Genomic DNA, 17,189 nt, shown 5'->3' on the forward strand with positions numbered 1-17,189 from the left:
TAGCTTTTGAGCTTGCTACACAAAGCCCGTATATTTGTGCATGTTTAAGGACAAACAACATCTATTTTTCGATCTAGACCACACGATTTGGGATTTTGACCGCAATGCCGAGGAGACCTTACACGAACTCTATGGTAAGTACAGTTTCAGCGAACTTTTTCAACAAGAGTCTTCGGATTCCTTTATCGAAACTTATACGGCTAATAATCACCGTTTGTGGAACTTGTATCACCATGGTAAAATCGACAAAGCAACTCTTCGTAAAGCACGCTTTGCAGATACTTTTAGTCAATTGGGCGTGGATCCTTCCATGTTTCCAGAAGCCTTTGAGGAGGAATACTTGGAGATTTGTCCGACAAAGACAAACCTCTTTCCCAATGCGCATGAAACCCTAGCCTACTTGCAAGACAAGTATCAGCTGCACTTAATTTCCAACGGATTTAAGGAAGCCTGCGAGAAGAAATTGGCACACAGCAACCTGTCTCCTTATTTCAAAACCATTGTTATCTCAGAGATTGTAGGTATCAACAAACCTGATCCCCGTATTTTTCAACATGCACTGCAAAACGGTGAAGCGAAAAAAGAAGAAGCGGTCATGATAGGTGATAATTTGGATGCCGATGTTCGAGGCGCGATGAACGCCGGACTGGAAGCGATTTTCTTTAACCCCCTACAACAAGAAAAACCCAAGGATGTGAAACATATGATTCAAGATCTTGGGGAATTGCAGAGGATATTTTAGGGGAGACATCAGAGGATTGGAGGGAGATATTTTTAAGCGGTCGATGCATGCATCGACCCTACAGTTAAATTGATGTTTTTAGCTCCATAAATCAAATCGATTTCCATTTTTTTGGATTATTTAGAATATTCTCTTTAATCTGTTCATATTCAGCACTGTTCCTAATTATTCTATCAAAAAAGCCTCTTTGCCATTTAAAATCTGGACAATAAATCTTTGCATCCTTAGAGACAGCAGATTTATACGATCGTATCGCAGTAGAGATTGACTCTTTTGGAGGGGAGATTTGATGATGTTGGGATTTTAAGGTTTTATGTAGGGTCGATGCATGCATCGACCGCGTATTCAAATCACCTTCACATTTATTTAACCATAATATTCCATGCAGATGATTTGGCATAATCTGCAATAAATCTACACGTATATTCTTATTATGTTGATCAATTTCTTTCCAATATCGATCAGCTAATAAACCTAATTCGGATAATACCATTCGCTCATTTTCAATCATCCCAAAAACATGATGAGCATCCCTGATATTAATGGTAATAAAATAGCTTGCAGAATTATCATAATCCCACCACTTTGCTCTTGCTGATTTTCTAAAAGGTAATTCTCCAAACATAAAAATGGTTAGCTTTTTGTAAAGCTAACCATTCCATATTACCTTAAAATTAACTTTTGTCTCAATAAACCAGGACACCTCTCCTTCAATCTCTCCAATAAAAACTGACAAAAAAGTCTATCATCTGTTGTCCTTCCTCTGTCATCTACCTCATCACCTTTTTCAGCAACTTCGTATACACATCCGCCAGCTTTTGCATACCGATATCATTTGGGTGGGTATAATCTACGGTACTATTGATATCCATACCGATGTCTTGAGAGCTCACCCAATAAAGGTTTTTATCGCCTTTTTTGATGAGGCTTTTAATCGTTTTTTCGGCTACAGCTGAGCTTGCAGCAAATTCCTCGTTGGTATGTTGGTTTAGAACATCCTTTAATTGGCTGGAGCTGTGTGCTGTCATGATGATTGGCGTGTTGGGATGATCCTTACGGAGTGTCCTTACTGCATTTTCAATCAAATTGGTTAAGGTATCAGCTGTACGAGCACCTTTTAATGCCAGGTTTGGGATGCAGTCTAAGATATATACTGCAGGGTCCATTCGATTAATTAAGTCCAAGATGGGTTGTTCCAATCTGCCATTTCCTGAAAATGCTAAATTGATAACTGGTTGATCAAAGTTACGCCCTAACATGTTTGTCCAACCTAATCCTGGTCGGGTGGCACATGCTCCCTGCGCTATGGATGTTCCATACACCACAATGGGTTTCTTTTCATTGGACTTGAAACTTATCGCTTCTCCGGTCTTGGTTCCTATTTCCATCCATTTTACATGGTTGTAAAGTGGCAGATACAGTCTGTATTGGTATTCAGGGTGTGAACCTATATTCAAGAAGTTATAGGTGATGGTATCCTTAAAGCTGAATTTTCCATGTGCCCATTTCCAGGATTTATCTTTAGGATCTTGAGCATATAGATCCAATCCACTCACACCAGTTGCTGGCATATGGCCCATCTCCAATTTATCTTTCACCGTATAACGAACGTAGATGTTTTCTGCTGGTGTACTAAACTCCACATACACGCCGGCATCTTGTTGGCCGAGATACCATACAGGCTCTCTTACATCTTGCTTTAATGCTGCGGGTAGACGATTATAGCCATCGGACTCTTTAAGCTCCTTAGAGCGTCCTAAAACAACTTGCTCAGTAAGCGGGTTTCTCCAGGTAATTTCTTGTGCTGAAGAAATAAAAAAGCTTAGAAAAAAAAGAGAGCCCATTAAGCTCTCCTTACTGTATTTCTTTAGATTAATCATTACAATACTTTTACAGTGATATTTTTCAACCATACATCGTCTCCATGATCTTGGAATCCAATGACACCTGATTTACTTTTTCCACCAACATTATTTAATAACTCGAATGCTAAAGGCCATTTTGCTTGAGAGAATTTGCTTGCTTGTAACAGTTGCGTCCATTCAGGAGTCCACAGCTGATATTCTACCACCTTCTCGTCGTTTTGGAAATGTGTTACCTTGCCTTTATTCACTACAATCTTTGCACGGTTCCATTCACCTGCAGGAAAAGAGTTCTGCGGTTTAGCAGGAATCATATCGTATAATGATGCCGACTTTCTATTCCCATCAACGCCCATTTTAGCATCTGGGTGATTTTGGTTATCTAGCAATTGATATTCAGGGCTGGAAACATAAATAGGTTGACCTTTTACTTCCTTAGCTAAAAAAAACACCCCTGAATTACCAGCTTTAGAGATTTTCCATTCAAACTCTAACTCAAAGTTTTTAAAGTCATGAGCAAAGATAAGGTCTCCTCCTTCTGCTTTTTGAGCACCTCCAGGGTTCTTGCTGAATTTCAACATGCCCTTGTCAATAGACCATTTGCTAGGTACGTGGTCTTTGTTATAGCCACGCCATCCTTTCAATGATGATCCATCAAATAGAACATAAGCTCCTTGGGAGTTTTTCTTAAATTCCTTGATGTTTACTTTGGATAAATTGTTGAGCTCGTAAGCCGGACTTGTTTGTTTAGATACTGTTGAATTTTTACTTGCACATGCCGAAAAGGTTAGACCTATCGCGCCTATTAAAATAAATGCAAAGTTTCTTTTCATAGTTGTAGTTGATTTATTTGTAGCGCTAAATTTAGGCAAACAAATCGTAATATCAAGAATTAAAATTGTTGGCCTCCCATATCCTCCATGTCGTTATTTTCTGAACGCTTGCGTTTGCTAACATCCTGAATTCCGAAACGATATGAAAATGACAAAGTAAACATTCTACGCATCCAACGGTGCGAAAAGTCAATTTTCTTATCTACCAGGTAGTTCTCCATTTCAAACTTACGGGTATTGAAAGCATCCCTAACGTTCAACATGATATTGGCTTTATTGTTAAATAAGTCCTTTCTCAATGCTAAATCTACTCCTGCCATTGGTTTCATTTCACCTTGTAAGGTTTTCATGCCACTGCGGTAATCGCCTCTCACTTGCGCAGAGAATGTTGGTGTGAATTTCACATTGGTTGTCAAGTTTCCGTGGTAGTTGAAACTGGATGCTGAACGAACTTCAAAATCTGCCTTAGGTGTAATATTCATGTAGAACAAGTTGGCATTCGCTGTAACATCCCACCATGAGAATACATTCACCTTGGAGATCAATTCAAATCCCATAGAATTATTGTCAGCTACATTTTCCCATTTCGAATAGGTGATATTACTACGGTCACCAACGATATCACCTATCAATTCAGAAGGATAAATGAAAGGTTGGAACATGTCATTAACACGACGATAGTATGCAGATGATACAAAATTCCATTTTTGATAGAATTTAGAGAAACTCAACTCCAAGGCATGAATATCCTGAGGCATTAAATTCGGATTACCTTGACGGTAATTCTGTTCATCAGAAATATCCAAGAATGGATTTACCTGCCATCCTCTTGGACGCTCTACGCGGCGGGTATAACTTAACTGAACTTTATCCCCTTGCCCTTGACCTACATCATAGCTTAAGAATACACTTGGGTATACTCTAAAGTAATCCAAATTACCATCTGTAGCACGTTTATCCGCTGGAACAGCTGGGTCTAAAGAATAGTAGGTAGAATTTAAATAGGCTTGTTCAGCACGTAGTCCTACCTGTGCACCAAATTTAGATGTCAATTTCTTTTGGTAATTGGCATAGAGTGCATGTACTGTACTGGTCATATCGAAATCATTCGATACCTTATAATCGGGAAGAAAAGCATTGCTCAACGTATCGAACAATTCAGAATACTGATGATCGTTAGAAGTACGGATCATCGTTCTATAGCCTGCTTCAAACTTATGGTCTTCAGCAAATGGAAGTGTATAGTCTAATTGGACATTCCAGTTTCTACCACGCTCTGAGGTTGTATTCTCACGAAGCAAGTCCTTGCGGTTACTGGCATAGGTTTGATGGAAATTGTTTGTACCATCTTCACGATCATCTCCAAAGGAGATGTTTCCTAGTAATTCCTCGCCTTCTCTTTTAAATTGCTGACGGTAATCAAATGTTAAGTCCACACCAAAGTCTTTCTCCTCTTGAGCAGACTTACGGAAGCTGTTTTCTCCAAATGCCGGAATATTCCAGTACGAATAATTGATGTCCTGCGTACGATTATTATCACGAAAACTTAAGTTTCCACCTAAGCTAAAGGTTGTCTTGTCCGTAGCATAGATATCCGTTCCTAGGCGAATGGTATGGTTGTATCCTTGACGTCTGCTATCATCTGTAGAATACGTTCTGGGACTGGCAGGAGAAATACTACCATTGATATAATCGGTGTTATCGGTATATCCGCCACCCAACATGTTGCGTCTGCTGAAGTTATAACTTCCGAAATAATTTACTTTTCCCGGTCTATAATTTAAGGTTATCCCTGCATTTGCATTCTCATAAGATCCACCTGAAGCGTTTACAGAACCATTTAATCCGGTACGGATGTTTTTCTTTAGGATGATATTGACAATTCCAGACTGACCTTCGGCATCGTGTTTTGCGGATGGGTTGGTCATAATTTCTACTTTAGCAATCGCATCTGCTGGTAATGACTGCAGGAATGCATTGATATCTGAACCTGCCATAGCTGATTCTTTACCGTCTACCAAAATGCGGACATTGGAAGAGCCTCGTAAGCTAATGGAGCCATCGCTCTGTACTTGTAAAGTAGGAACATTACCTAATAAATCTTGTGCAGATCCCCCTACAGAGACCATACTTTGGGATACATCAAATACTTTCTTATCAATCCCGATTTGCAGATCTGGAATTCTTCCTTGCACCACAACCTCGGAAATCTGCTGTCCTTGTTCTGTCAAGGCAATCTTTCCTAGATTGATGGGCTCATTGGCTTTAACAACAAAATTCTCACGAGTATAGGTTTGAAAACCAACATAACTAACTTGCAAGATATACGTTCCTGCTTGAACGTTTTCTATGGTGAAGTTACCTTGAGCATTGGTTTGCTGTCCTCGTAAATAAGCACGGGTGGTTGTCGATAGAAGACTTACGCTAGCACCTGAAGCAGGACTTACACTATCTTGTTTAACGATGGAACCGGTAATATTTGCTTGCTGTGCAAAAACGAATAAAGGGAGTAAAAAAATAAGGGAAATGGATACTTTCTTAAATAACATACGAATGTAGGATTGTGACATACATCCGCAAAAGTGCAGATTAAATAAGTAATAGAACCTATCGTAACCGCATTATTACGAGGATTTAAGGGTTTTTTACTCAATGGAGACAGTTAGTCCTTCCGACTTAAGAATCTTCCGATAGACTTCCATTTCGGTATAGGATCCTTCCAAAATGGTACACTTGCCTTTGGTATGAACAGTCCAAGCAATTTTAGATGCCTCCTCTTCGGTATATTGCAAATAATGCATCAGACAGAAGATCACATGATCGAATGTATTGATCTCATCATTCCATAAAATTAACTTATTGGATTCCTTAGTGGCCGCTAAAATCTCCTCTAGGGTAAATGTTTCCTGTTCAACCTCTACGCTCATAAGGCAAAAATAGCTTATTTTTCAAATAATTCTTTAATTTAGCTGAATTGTTTACTTAAAATAACCCTATGTTTCAATCAAAAATAGCAGGTTTGGGATACTATGTCCCAAAAAATGTATATACCAACAATGACCTTACTCGTTTTATGGAAACGAGCGATGAGTGGATCCAAGAGCGTACAGGAATCAAAGAACGTCGATATGCTGACCGCATTGGTGAAACTACTACAAGTATGGGTGTTGAAGCCGCTAAGATTGCCATAGAAAGAGCAAATACAACTGCTGAGGAGATTGACTTTGTCATCTTCGCTACCTTATCTCCAGATTATTATTTCCCTGGTTGTGGCGTATTATTGCAGCGCGAAATGGGAATGAAAGAAGTAGGTGCATTAGATGTTCGTAATCAATGTTCCGGTTTTGTATATGCTTTATCCATTGCGGACCAATTTATCAAAACCGGAATGTATAAAAACATCTTGGTGGTAGGTTCTGAAAAACATTCTTTTGCTTTAGATTTCTCTACTCGAGGCCGTGCTGTTTCCGTCATCTTTGGTGATGGTGCGGGTGCTGTTGTGCTACAACCTACAACTGAAGATGGTAAAGGTATCTTGAGTACACACTTGCATTCGGATGGTGCTGATGCAGAGAAATTAGCTATGTATTACCCTGGTGCTTCTGCAGGTTATTACTTGGAAGAAATGCCTGAATGGCCAGATGTAGAATTGGGTCAAATGCTGATGACCAAAGAAATGTTGGAGGATGGATCGGCATTCCCTTATATGGATGGTCAAGCTGTGTTTAAAAAGGCAGTAGTAAAATTTCCAGAGGTAATTGGTGAAGCGCTAGCTAAAAACAACTTGAAATCTACGGATATCAATATGCTTATACCCCACCAGGCGAATTTGCGTATCTCGCAATTCGTTCAAAAGACCTTAGGTCTTAACGATGACCAAGTATTTAATAATATCCAAAAATATGGAAATACAACGGCTGCATCGGTGCCAATTGCACTGTGTGAAGCTTGGGAAGAAGGTAAGATTAAAGATGGTGATCTGGTATGTTTAGCGGCATTTGGTGCAGGCTTTACATGGGGTTCTGCCCTGATCAGATGGTAAGGAATTATATTCACCATACAAAGAAAGAACCCTAGCTCTCGAGCAAGGGTTCTTTCTTTGTATAGACTTATGAAGGTTGTTCAATCTTAACTGATTTCACCTCATTGGTCTTAATCGATTTCTTTTTATTAAAGCCTGATCCAAACACCTTATCCCAGATGGCAGAGCTTACACCAAATCCTCGATCAGGTTCAGCATAATGATGTAGCATATGGTGGTCCTTAATCTTCTTAAACCATCCTGATTTAAAGTTAGCATGGTGCATCGCATAGTGGCTCTCATCATAGATTAAATATCCAAATAGAAAGCCTCCAAAGAATGCCGCTAAGGTAAAAGTCCCAAAAAACCAGCTGAAGATAAAGTATATGATTGCCGCCATGGGGATACTTGCCGAAAGCGGCATTACCAAACGCAATCTGTCTTTTGGAAAATCATGATGAACACCATGAAATATAAAATGGATTCTCTGCCCAAATTTAGAGCTAGGTACATAATGGAATACCCAACGGTGAAGAACATATTCGGCCAATGTCCAAAATGCCAATCCAAATAAAAAATACCCTATTACGGTCTCAACAGACAGCGCTCCTAGGACCAATGCTCTCCATTCAAAATAAATAATAACCGGAATCCAGAATATCAACGGAACAGACCAGTGTACTTTTGTCAATGACTCTAAAAAGTCATTCTTAAACATCCGAGAAGACTCGGTAGAATTCGATACGTATAACTTCTTTGCCATACTCAAAAAACCTTACGATGATTAAATTAGTAGCCAATAGTCAAACCAAGTAGGTAGACTAATAGTTTGCTTTGGTGATTACAAATGTAATAATTAGCGCTATCTAGACAAGAGGAAAACTAATAATTTGACAAATAATGGATAATAGTCAAGAATATAGTTGATGGCAAATAAAAAAGCCGTGATAAATCACGGCTTTCCTTATACAATTTAAATTCTTAATTATCCATTGGATAGTGCAGCTGCACCGGAAACAATCTCTGTTAACTCGGTTGTAATTGCAGCTTGGCGTGCTTGGTTGTACGATAGTTTCAACTGACGTAATAAGTCGCCTGCGTTTTCAGTTGCTTTATCCATGGCGGTCATACGAGCACCATGCTCAGAAGCGTTAGAATCCAATACCGCTTTATATAATTGGATTTTGATTGCTTTAGGGATAAGCTCCTCAATAATTTTTTCTTTGGATGGTTCGATGATATAATCCAATTCTGCTACATCTTCATTTTTCTCCTCAGGCAAAAGAGGTAAGATTTGCTCTGAAGTCAAAATTTGAACTGCTGCATTGCGGAATTGGTTATAAACCACCTCAACACGGTCAATATTACCTTCTTTAAACTGTTCCATCACATAGTCAGTAACTTTAGAAACATTTTCAAAATCAAGATTATTGAAAAGATCGTTATGATTACCAATTACGGAGAAATTGCGCTTGGTGAAGAAATCGTGACCACGTTTACCGATAGCAATAATGCTTACATCGCCACGTGCAAATTGATCAGCATATTTATTAGCGATCAAATTATTTGCAGTCTTAATGGCGTTAGCATTAAAAGCACCCGCCAATCCTCTGTTCGAGGTAACCACAACGATCAACACCTTTGTAGGGATACGATCTTCGGTAAAAGGCGAGTTATTTCCCTCAACTGATGCTGAAACTTGTGCCAAGATATCTCTCAATTTGTTTGCGTATGGACGCAATTGAACGATTGCATTGGTAGCACGTTTCAACTTCGCAGCCGATACCATTTTCATCGCTTTGGTAATCTGTTGCGTAGAGGATACGGAGGTAATCCGGTTTCTAACTTCTTTTAAGTTTGCCATATGTTCTTTCTAGATAAGAGACGTCAGACAATAGATAATAGACTTTATTTCCCTGAAGAGCTTTCGTCTATTATCTCTTGTCTAATATCTAATGTCTAATTAATATTTTGACGCTAATTCCTTAGCTACTTTTTCTAATACGTCTGTTAAATCATCAGAGAATTTACCTGCTTTTAAAGCTGATAATACTTCTGGATGACGTTGCTCCAATTGCGTTAAATATTCTTCTTCGAAGTCTTTAACCTTGTTTACTGGAACATTACGGAACAATCCTTTAGTACCTGCATAGATAATAGCAACTTGCTTTTCTACTGCTACTGGAGAGTATTGTCCTTGTTTAAGGATCTGTACGTTACGAATACCTTTATCTAATACCGCTTTAGTCGCAGCATCTAGATCAGAACCAAACTTCGCGAAAGCTTCTAGCTCACGATATTGCGCTTGATCTAATTTCAAAGTACCAGCAACTTTCTTCATGGATTTAATCTGCGCATTACCACCTACACGTGATACCGAGATACCTACGTTGATCGCTGGACGAATACCTGCGTTGAATAAGTTTGACTCCAAGAAGATCTGACCATCAGTGATGGAAATAACGTTTGTAGGAATATATGCCGAAACGTCTCCTGCTTGTGTTTCAATAATTGGAAGTGCTGTTAATGAACCACCACCTTTTACCAAATGCTTGATAGACTCAGGTAAGTCGTTCATGTTACGAGCGATATCATCAGAAGAGTTGATTTTCGCAGCACGCTCTAATAAACGAGAGTGAAGATAGAATACGTCTCCTGGATATGCTTCACGACCTGGAGGACGCTTCAATAATAAAGACACCTCACGGTAAGCAACCGCTTGCTTTGACAAGTCATCATATACGATCAATGCTGGACGACCTGTATCACGGAAAAACTCTCCGATAGCAGCACCCGCCATTGGCGCGTAGAACTGCATTGGTGCAGGATCTGCAGCAGATGCAGAAACGATAACCGTGTAAGGCATTGCTCCTCTTTCTTCTAACACGCGAACGATGTTAGCTACAGTAGAGTTTTTCTGACCTACAGCAACATATATACAGAATACTGGTTGACCAGCATCATAAAATTCTTTTTGATTTAAAATGGTGTCAATACAAACGGCAGTTTTACCTGTTTGACGGTCACCAATTACCAACTCACGCTGTCCACGACCTACAGGGATCATCGCATCAATCGCTTTGATACCAGTCTGTAATGGCTCAGTTACTGGTTGACGGTAGATAACACCAGGAGCTTTACGTTCAATTGGCATTTCATATGTCTCACCAACGATAGGTCCTTTACCATCGATTGGCTGACCTAAAGTGTTTACAACACGTCCTAACATACCTTCACCTACTTTAATAGATGCGATACGGTTTGTACGTTTAATTGTATCTCCTTCTTTGATCTCATCAGATGCACCTAAAAGTACAACACCCACGTTGTCTTCTTCTAAGTTCATCACAATACCTTGTAATCCGTTAGGGAACTCAACCAACTCTCCTGATTGAACTTTTGTTAAGCCGTAAATACGAGCGATACCATCACCTACTTGAAGTACGGTACCCACTTCTTCTAATTCGGCCGCTGACTTAAAGCCTGACAATTGCTCTCTAAGAATTGCCGAAACTTCATCTGGTCTTACCTCTATCATTGTTTAAATTCGTATAAGGGGTTTTTATTCTATTTTATCTTCATGCGCCAATACAAAGCTTAAATGCCTTGTACTGCAAAATGTCTTTCTAACTTATTCAATTTACCTTGAATACTCTCATCTAACTGTCTGTCACCAACTTTAACGATGAAACCTCCAATAAGGGAAGCATCAACTTTATTGGTAAGTTTTACATCAGCATTGATCTGCTGACCGATGGTTTGACTTAAAGCTTGAAGGTTAGCCTCCGAAAGAGGAGCAGCAGAAATTACTTCTGCCTTAACAATACCTTTTACTTCGTTATATTCACGGATAAATTCCTGTGCCGTAGCATAGATTAATTCAGCACGACCTTTTCTAGCCATAATTTGAAAGAACGCTAAAATCTCTGGTTTAACTTTATCGTTAAATAAAGATTTCAAGATAGCCGTTTTACGGTCTGTCTTGATAATAGGGTTATTCAATACAGCTTGTAATTCCGTACTTCCTTTAATCACACTTACTACACCTTCCATGTCCGCTTTAACCTGATCCAAATTGTTGTTTTCTTTGGATAGATCAATTAAGGATTTGGCGTATCTGGAGGCTACTTTAAAAACTGACATAGTTTAATGCTTAAAATTCGTTAACCAATTAGTTTAATTTAACATCTTTCAACAAATCAGAAACTAATGCTTCTTGTTTGTTTTGGTCTTCAAATTCTTTAGTCAATACTTTACGTGCGATATCCAAAGATAAAGCAGAAACTTGATTCTTAACTTCAGCTAGTGCCTTAAGCTTTTGATCTTCGATTTGGCGTCTAGCCTCTTCGATCATTTTGCTTCCTTCAGCATGTGCTGCAGTTTTCGCTTCAGCAACGATTTTATCCTTAAGCTCTTTTGCTTCTTTTAAGATCAAATCACGTTCTTCGCGAGCTTCTTTTAATAGCTGTTCGTTCTCATTAGTCAAACGAGCCATCTCTAGTTTTGCTTTCTCAGCAGATGCTAATGCATCAGCAATTCCTTTCTCACGCTCCTCTAAAGCATTTACGATAGGCTTCCAAGCAAATTTTCCTAGCAAAAAGATAACAATCAATAAGATAATCGCTTGCCAGAAGAACAAACCTAGGGAAAAATCATGTATTAACGCGTCCATTTATTTAATGCTATATGTGTTATTTTTTATTTTTTGTCTTTTTTTAGAAACACAACTTGCAACCAACCGTTGCAAGCCATGTTCATTTCTTTTAATCTGATTGGCTTATTTACCTAAAAGTAAAGCACCGAATGCTAAACCTTCCAATAACGCACCAATGATGATCATTGCAGTTTGAATTTTAGATGCTGCCTCTGGTTGACGAGCGATAGCTTCCATTGCGGAACCACCGATTTTACCTAAACCTAAACCTGCACCGATAACGATTAAACCTGCACCAATTAAATTGTACATAATGAAATTTATTTATAAATATTTAACAAAAAAATTCTAATTAATGATGTGCGTGCTCTTCAACCGCCATACCAATGAATAGGGACGATAACATGGTGAAGATAAACGCCTGCAAGAAAGCAACCAATAACTCTAAGAAGAATAACAATAAGGTAAGTACCATTGATACACCGATTGAACCTGGAACTGTTAATTGGTGTTGCAATAAGTAAACTACGGCTATTAATCCCATTACTACGGTGTGACCTGCTGTAATGTTAGCAAACAAACGAACCATTAAGGAGAAAGGCTTTGTGAATAAACCTAAAACCTCAATTGGAGCTAATACAAACTTGAATGGAACTGGTACTCCAGGCATCCAAAAAATGTGCTTCCAATAATCTTTATTTGCTTTGAAATTCGTAATGATAAAAGTAAACAAGGCTAAACACAGTGTTACTGAGATATTACCCGTAACGTTTAAACCTAGTGGTGTCAAACCTAAGATGTTCAACAAGAAAATCAAGAAGAATACCGACAATAGGTACGGCATAAATTCTTTGTAACGATGTCCGATGTTAGGGATAGCCATCTCGTCACGTACATAAAGTACAAGCGGCTCTAAAACACGACCAATTCCTTTAGGAATGGCATTAGCACCGTTTTTATATGTTTTTGCTAAACTAGTGAAACCTAGGAACAATAGAATCGCGGCTAAAATTAAACCTACAACAGCTTTTGTAATCGAGAAATCTAATGGTTTCTTGTTTGACGGGAAACCCTTTTCATCATAAGTGATGGTACCTGCAGCATCCGTTTTGTAGATCTTGCTGTGGTAATATTTGTAATAATTCCCTCCCTTTTCCACGACTTTCTCTCCATGACCAAACTCCGAAGCGGAGAATACATGTAATCCATTGTCAATTAAAATAACTGGAAGTGGGAAACCAAAGCTCTCACCAGTTTTTGAATTGTGGAAGAAGTTAAAGAAATAATCGTCTTTTAAGTGGTGTTGGATATGAGCATTAACCTCCTCTGCGCTAGAGGGTTTTCCTGTTGAATGACCTTCTGCATGTGGCTCTTCAGCAGCTAAACGAAAAGGATTAACAGCGAATAAAACGACTGTAAATAATAAAAGTACTTTCTTAAGACTCACCATTTTAAAGATGTTGAATTATGACAAATTTTGCGCAAAATTACAATTTATTTTCGCATTAGTCCACAAATGTTCAAACTTTTTGAAAATTTACTTGGACGGTTCTGGTTCTTGCTGATTTACAAGATAATACGCCACGAAGGCATCAAACAGTAAATACACGAAAAATACAACCAAAAAATTCAGTTCAATGAAATCATTCTCGAGGACATTTATCCCATTGTGAATGAAAATATAACTACCGATTGCTTTCAAGGTCATACCCACCAAAAAAGCAAATCCGACCTGAGTGGGCATCGCATAGTCAATACCTCCCAATATGGCCAACATCACCATCGATGATATGGCACCAAAAACATACATTCCCGTTAAACTATAACCCGTCCCTATCCACCAATGATCGTGATCATTACTCTGCAATACAACATGGTGTATTCCAAAACTAACTCCTGTAAGTAGCAGTAGCACTAGGATAAACAATACGTATTTATTCATTTTTGTTGATGTAGTTTACTTGCCTGATAAATTGATATAGTGAAATAACAACGCCTAACATAGTCAACCCTTTCATCCACCACTCCCCTTCAACTTGGTACTTTTTATCCATAAAAGTACCTAGCCAATAGAAAACATAGATGGTTATCCCCATTTGAAAGGGCATGGAGGTAAATACCAACCACTTATTAACCTTCTTTTTTTCTGGCTTTCGGTCTTTCAATCGCGTCTATTTCTTAGGTAATTGAGGCAAATATAATTAAATAACATGAGGTTTAGCATCTTGCTCTTTCCTAAATTCCAACTCTTTTCTCCCAATGCTGATCTCTGTATATTCCACACGTTGATCCATAAATTGCCTAATCTCTGAGGATGACGCATCGGGATGCTGTTTTATGGTATTAATTACTTCTTCCAATAGCTTGGAATCCATTAAATCAGTGGCCTCAATATCATGTCCTATAAAATTAACCAAATGCCCTATAATCGTTCCTTTCACCATGCTTCGTTTATGGGCTATTTCCTCAATATCCAACCCTTCCAAATACATTTCTAAGGTTATTTGCTTGGTATCTTTCTCTTTTTCATCATCTGAACTTTTGAGGTCACCATCTTTTGGTCGCTCCCAATTCAACAGTTCATCCGAAAGATCTGAATTCGACTTAGTAAGCTCTTCTGCAATAGTTTGACTATGCTTTAACTGCTCAAATTTGCGTTTAAAATCAAGTAGCAATTCCTTTAAATTGCTAATATATTTTTTCGTTCTTTTCTTGACACGCCAAGCTTCAATATGAGCCTCTAATGGTTCCAGACAATCCTTTTGAAAGTTTGGTAAAAACCAACTAACCGCAGCCTTAGATCGTTCGCAAATCTTCTCATAATCTGTATCCTCTTTTTGGGATAATAACTGATGTAATTGGGTAATAAACTTGTTGGCTACCTGTTCCTGTCCCTTCAGTTTTTCCAACATTTGTTGCAATACTTCTAAGGCCTCCTCTTTCTGTTCTATTTTCTTTCCTTCGAGGTCTACTAACAAAAGATTTAATGCTTCCGTTAAAGTATGCCAACGGAAACTATGTAACAAAATCTGTCCCAAATAGCGACGACGACTTTCTTGCAGGATTGGAGAAAGGTCGCCAATTGCCTCCATGCGTTGCATAAAATTCAATACCTGATAATCCGTACGTATCGCATGACTCGGAATCTTTGAACGGAGCACCAAGCCCTCTAGGCCTGTCAGTCTACTCAAAGCCACATATACTTGACCAGCAGCAAAGGAAGTCCCCGCATCTATAATAGCCTTTTCAAAAGTTAAACCCTGACTCTTATGAATGGTGATTGCCCAAGCCAAGCGCAATGGGAATTGAGAAAATGTACCTAATACCTCTTCCTCAATTTTATCCTCTCCCTTATTGTAAGAATACCGAATGTTTTCCCAAGTCTCTCTTTTCACTTCCACATCATCCTCCCCATTTGGAAAAGAAACAATAACCTTATGTTTGTCAATATTGATTTCCTTTACAGTACCAATTTTTCCATTATAATACTTGCGATCTTCACCTATATCGTTCTTGATAAACATGACCTGCGCCCCTTCACGAAGACTTAACAGCTCATCAACTGGATAAAGACTATTCTGAAAGTCATCCGTAATGATGGATTTAATTTGATATAGCTTAGAATCTAAGCTTTCCAACTGCTCCTGATTTATCTGATCGGCAAGACGATTATGCGAGGTCAAGGTGATGTATTGTTCTCCTTCAGGCACTTTAAAGTCAGGCTTAAAGTGACTATTTAAACTTTCCAAATCATCCGCTGTACTCTGATTATTACGGATCTTATTCAATAGATTAATGAATCGATCGTCTTGTTGACGATATATTTTCTTTAATTCTATAAGCACTGGTGGCTGTTGTTTAAAGACTTTGGCTTCAAAGAAAAACGGACTTTGATAATAGTTCCTTAAAACTTGCCACTCCCTATCCTGCACCACAGGAGGTAATTGATAAAGATCACCAATAAAAAGCACTTGAACACCACCAAAAGGACGCATATCCCGACGAACACTTTTCAAGATTACATCAATAGCATCAAGAGTATCAGCTCTAACCATGGAAACCTCATCGATGACTAACAATTCCAATTCTTGAAGAATTGCTCGTCTATTCTTTGTCAATTTAATGGTACTGAACAAACGATGCTTATTGTAAATATTTTGGTCTTGATCACCCCATTGCAAAGGATAATCCTCAACAAACGTCCCAAAAGGCAACCAAAACAAAGCATGTAAGGTTGTACCGCCAGCATTCATTGCTGCAACACCTGTAGGTGCTGTAATTGCCATTTTCTTATAACTATGCTCGCGTATATATTTTAAAAAAGTAGTTTTACCAGTCCCCGCCTTACCCGTAAGGAATATCGGTTGTTGAGTTTGGTTAACAAAGGCTACAGCTTGTGCAAAGATTTCGTTTTGCTTATCTAGAGGTGTTGACATATCAATTTTCTATTCCTACAAATATAGGGTTATTAGCCTGAAACCCTTTTTGAAATCCTTGTATTAATACAAAAGTTATATTATCTTCACGAAAGAAAACTTAATAACCATGACATATATTGATAAAAGCGATTTATTCCAGGAAATTGAAACAAAATTAGCGGATAAGGGCTTCAAGATTGAAAATGTTGACCAAAACAGACCTTGGGGCGGATTTTTTGTAATTAATGAAGATCAAGCACAAGAATTTGCAAATGCTTATTTTGAGGGCTTAGACGTACAGGATTTGAAGATATCCGGAAAACTAAGTCCAAAAGTACTAATCGTAGGACCTAACAAACGTCTTTCTTGGCAATACCATCACCGCAGAGCAGAAATCTGGAGAGTAATCCGTGGAGAAGTAGGTGTTGTAACTAGTCCTGATGATCAAGAACATGAGTTAAAAATATTAAAAGAAGGAGATACCATTCGTTTAAGCCAAGGTGAAAGACACCGTCTTGTAGGCCTTGGAAACTATGGTGTGGTAGCAGAAATCTGGCAACATACCGACGCTTCTAACCCTTCCGATGAAAGCGATATCGTACGTGTACAAGACGACTTCGGACGCGGCAAATAAGCATATTATCCTATTAAAATATATT

Annotated in this window: 18 protein-coding genes; 3 read left to right on the plus strand and 15 right to left on the minus strand. The window is 38.5% G+C overall.

The window, feature by feature from the left end; genetic code table 11:
• Nucleotides 1-40: 40 nt before the first annotated feature.
• Nucleotides 41-742 (plus strand): YjjG family noncanonical pyrimidine nucleotidase, encoded by a 702-nt coding sequence (locus ABD676_RS01615; RefSeq protein ID WP_344672925.1) that lies wholly within the window; start codon nt 41-43, stop codon nt 740-742.
• Nucleotides 743-833: 91 nt separating this feature from the next.
• Here the strand turns inward: ABD676_RS01615 and ABD676_RS01620 are convergent, their stop codons facing one another.
• The 5 genes from ABD676_RS01620 to ABD676_RS01640 all read right to left on the minus strand — a co-directional run bounded on the left by ABD676_RS01620 (nt 834) and on the right by ABD676_RS01640 (nt 6,364).
• A complete protein-coding gene (locus ABD676_RS01620) occupies nt 834-1,367 on the minus strand; it encodes a transposase (RefSeq protein WP_344672926.1) in 534 nt (177 codons plus the stop codon).
• Between the two features lie 145 nt (nt 1,368-1,512).
• Complete coding sequence (locus ABD676_RS01625; protein WP_344672927.1) at nt 1,513-2,622, minus strand: SGNH/GDSL hydrolase family protein; 1,110 nt, start codon at nt 2,620-2,622, stop codon at nt 1,513-1,515.
• Nucleotides 2,622-3,437 (minus strand): 3-keto-disaccharide hydrolase, encoded by an 816-nt coding sequence (locus ABD676_RS01630; RefSeq protein ID WP_344672928.1) that lies wholly within the window; start codon nt 3,435-3,437, stop codon nt 2,622-2,624. Before ABD676_RS01630 ends, ABD676_RS01625 begins: the two co-directional genes overlap by 1 nt.
• A gap of 59 nt (nt 3,438-3,496) precedes the next feature.
• Nucleotides 3,497-6,007, minus strand: a complete 2,511-nt coding sequence (locus ABD676_RS01635) for a TonB-dependent receptor (protein WP_344672929.1) — start codon at nt 6,005-6,007, stop codon at nt 3,497-3,499.
• 75 nt (nt 6,008-6,082) lie between these two features.
• Nucleotides 6,083-6,364, minus strand: coding sequence for an ATP-dependent Clp protease adaptor ClpS (locus ABD676_RS01640; protein WP_344672930.1), 282 nt, complete (start codon nt 6,362-6,364; stop codon nt 6,083-6,085).
• A gap of 68 nt (nt 6,365-6,432) precedes the next feature.
• On the opposite strand from ABD676_RS01640, the gene ABD676_RS01645 reads away from it, so the two are divergent.
• Nucleotides 6,433-7,479, plus strand: a complete 1,047-nt coding sequence (locus ABD676_RS01645; protein ID WP_344672931.1) for a 3-oxoacyl-ACP synthase III family protein — start codon at nt 6,433-6,435, stop codon at nt 7,477-7,479.
• A gap of 67 nt (nt 7,480-7,546) precedes the next feature.
• Here the strand turns inward: ABD676_RS01645 and ABD676_RS01650 are convergent, their stop codons facing one another.
• From ABD676_RS01650 to ABD676_RS01695, 10 genes are all read right to left on the minus strand, one after another.
• A complete protein-coding gene (locus ABD676_RS01650) occupies nt 7,547-8,221 on the minus strand; it encodes a sterol desaturase family protein (protein ID WP_344672932.1) in 675 nt (224 codons plus the stop codon).
• A 222-nt stretch (nt 8,222-8,443) separates the two neighbouring features.
• Nucleotides 8,444-9,322, minus strand: coding sequence for an ATP synthase F1 subunit gamma (gene atpG / locus ABD676_RS01655; protein ID WP_344672933.1), 879 nt, complete (start codon nt 9,320-9,322; stop codon nt 8,444-8,446).
• Nucleotides 9,323-9,421: 99 nt separating this feature from the next.
• Complete coding sequence (gene atpA, locus ABD676_RS01660) at nt 9,422-10,996, minus strand: F0F1 ATP synthase subunit alpha (RefSeq protein ID WP_344672934.1); 1,575 nt, start codon at nt 10,994-10,996, stop codon at nt 9,422-9,424.
• Nucleotides 10,997-11,055: 59 nt separating this feature from the next.
• A complete protein-coding gene (gene atpH / locus ABD676_RS01665; RefSeq protein ID WP_344672935.1) occupies nt 11,056-11,601 on the minus strand; it encodes an ATP synthase F1 subunit delta in 546 nt (181 codons plus the stop codon).
• 28 nt (nt 11,602-11,629) lie between these two features.
• Nucleotides 11,630-12,130, minus strand: a complete 501-nt coding sequence (locus tag ABD676_RS01670; protein WP_344672936.1) for a F0F1 ATP synthase subunit B — start codon at nt 12,128-12,130, stop codon at nt 11,630-11,632.
• 105 nt (nt 12,131-12,235) lie between these two features.
• Nucleotides 12,236-12,424, minus strand: coding sequence for an ATP synthase F0 subunit C (atpE, locus tag ABD676_RS01675; protein WP_021188666.1), 189 nt, complete (start codon nt 12,422-12,424; stop codon nt 12,236-12,238).
• Nucleotides 12,425-12,464: 40 nt separating this feature from the next.
• Nucleotides 12,465-13,562, minus strand: coding sequence for a F0F1 ATP synthase subunit A (atpB, locus tag ABD676_RS01680; RefSeq protein WP_344672937.1), 1,098 nt, complete (start codon nt 13,560-13,562; stop codon nt 12,465-12,467).
• An 87-nt stretch (nt 13,563-13,649) separates the two neighbouring features.
• Nucleotides 13,650-14,054, minus strand: a complete 405-nt coding sequence (locus ABD676_RS01685) for a hypothetical protein (protein WP_344672938.1) — start codon at nt 14,052-14,054, stop codon at nt 13,650-13,652.
• Entirely contained in the window at nt 14,047-14,277 is a 231-nt protein-coding gene (locus ABD676_RS01690) for an AtpZ/AtpI family protein (RefSeq protein WP_344672939.1), read from the minus strand. The genes ABD676_RS01685 and ABD676_RS01690 overlap by 8 nt, the downstream gene beginning before the upstream one ends.
• 36 nt (nt 14,278-14,313) lie before the next feature.
• A complete protein-coding gene (locus tag ABD676_RS01695; RefSeq protein WP_344672940.1) occupies nt 14,314-16,548 on the minus strand; it encodes a helix-turn-helix domain-containing protein in 2,235 nt (744 codons plus the stop codon).
• Nucleotides 16,549-16,657: 109 nt separating this feature from the next.
• Between ABD676_RS01695 and ABD676_RS01700 the strand changes: the two genes are divergently transcribed.
• A complete protein-coding gene (locus ABD676_RS01700; protein WP_344672941.1) occupies nt 16,658-17,164 on the plus strand; it encodes a cupin domain-containing protein in 507 nt (168 codons plus the stop codon).
• The last annotated feature ends 25 nt before the right edge of the window (nt 17,165-17,189 follow it).

This window comes from Sphingobacterium kyonggiense, assembly GCF_039536825.1.
GTDB lineage: Bacteria > Bacteroidota > Bacteroidia > Sphingobacteriales > Sphingobacteriaceae > Sphingobacterium > Sphingobacterium kyonggiense.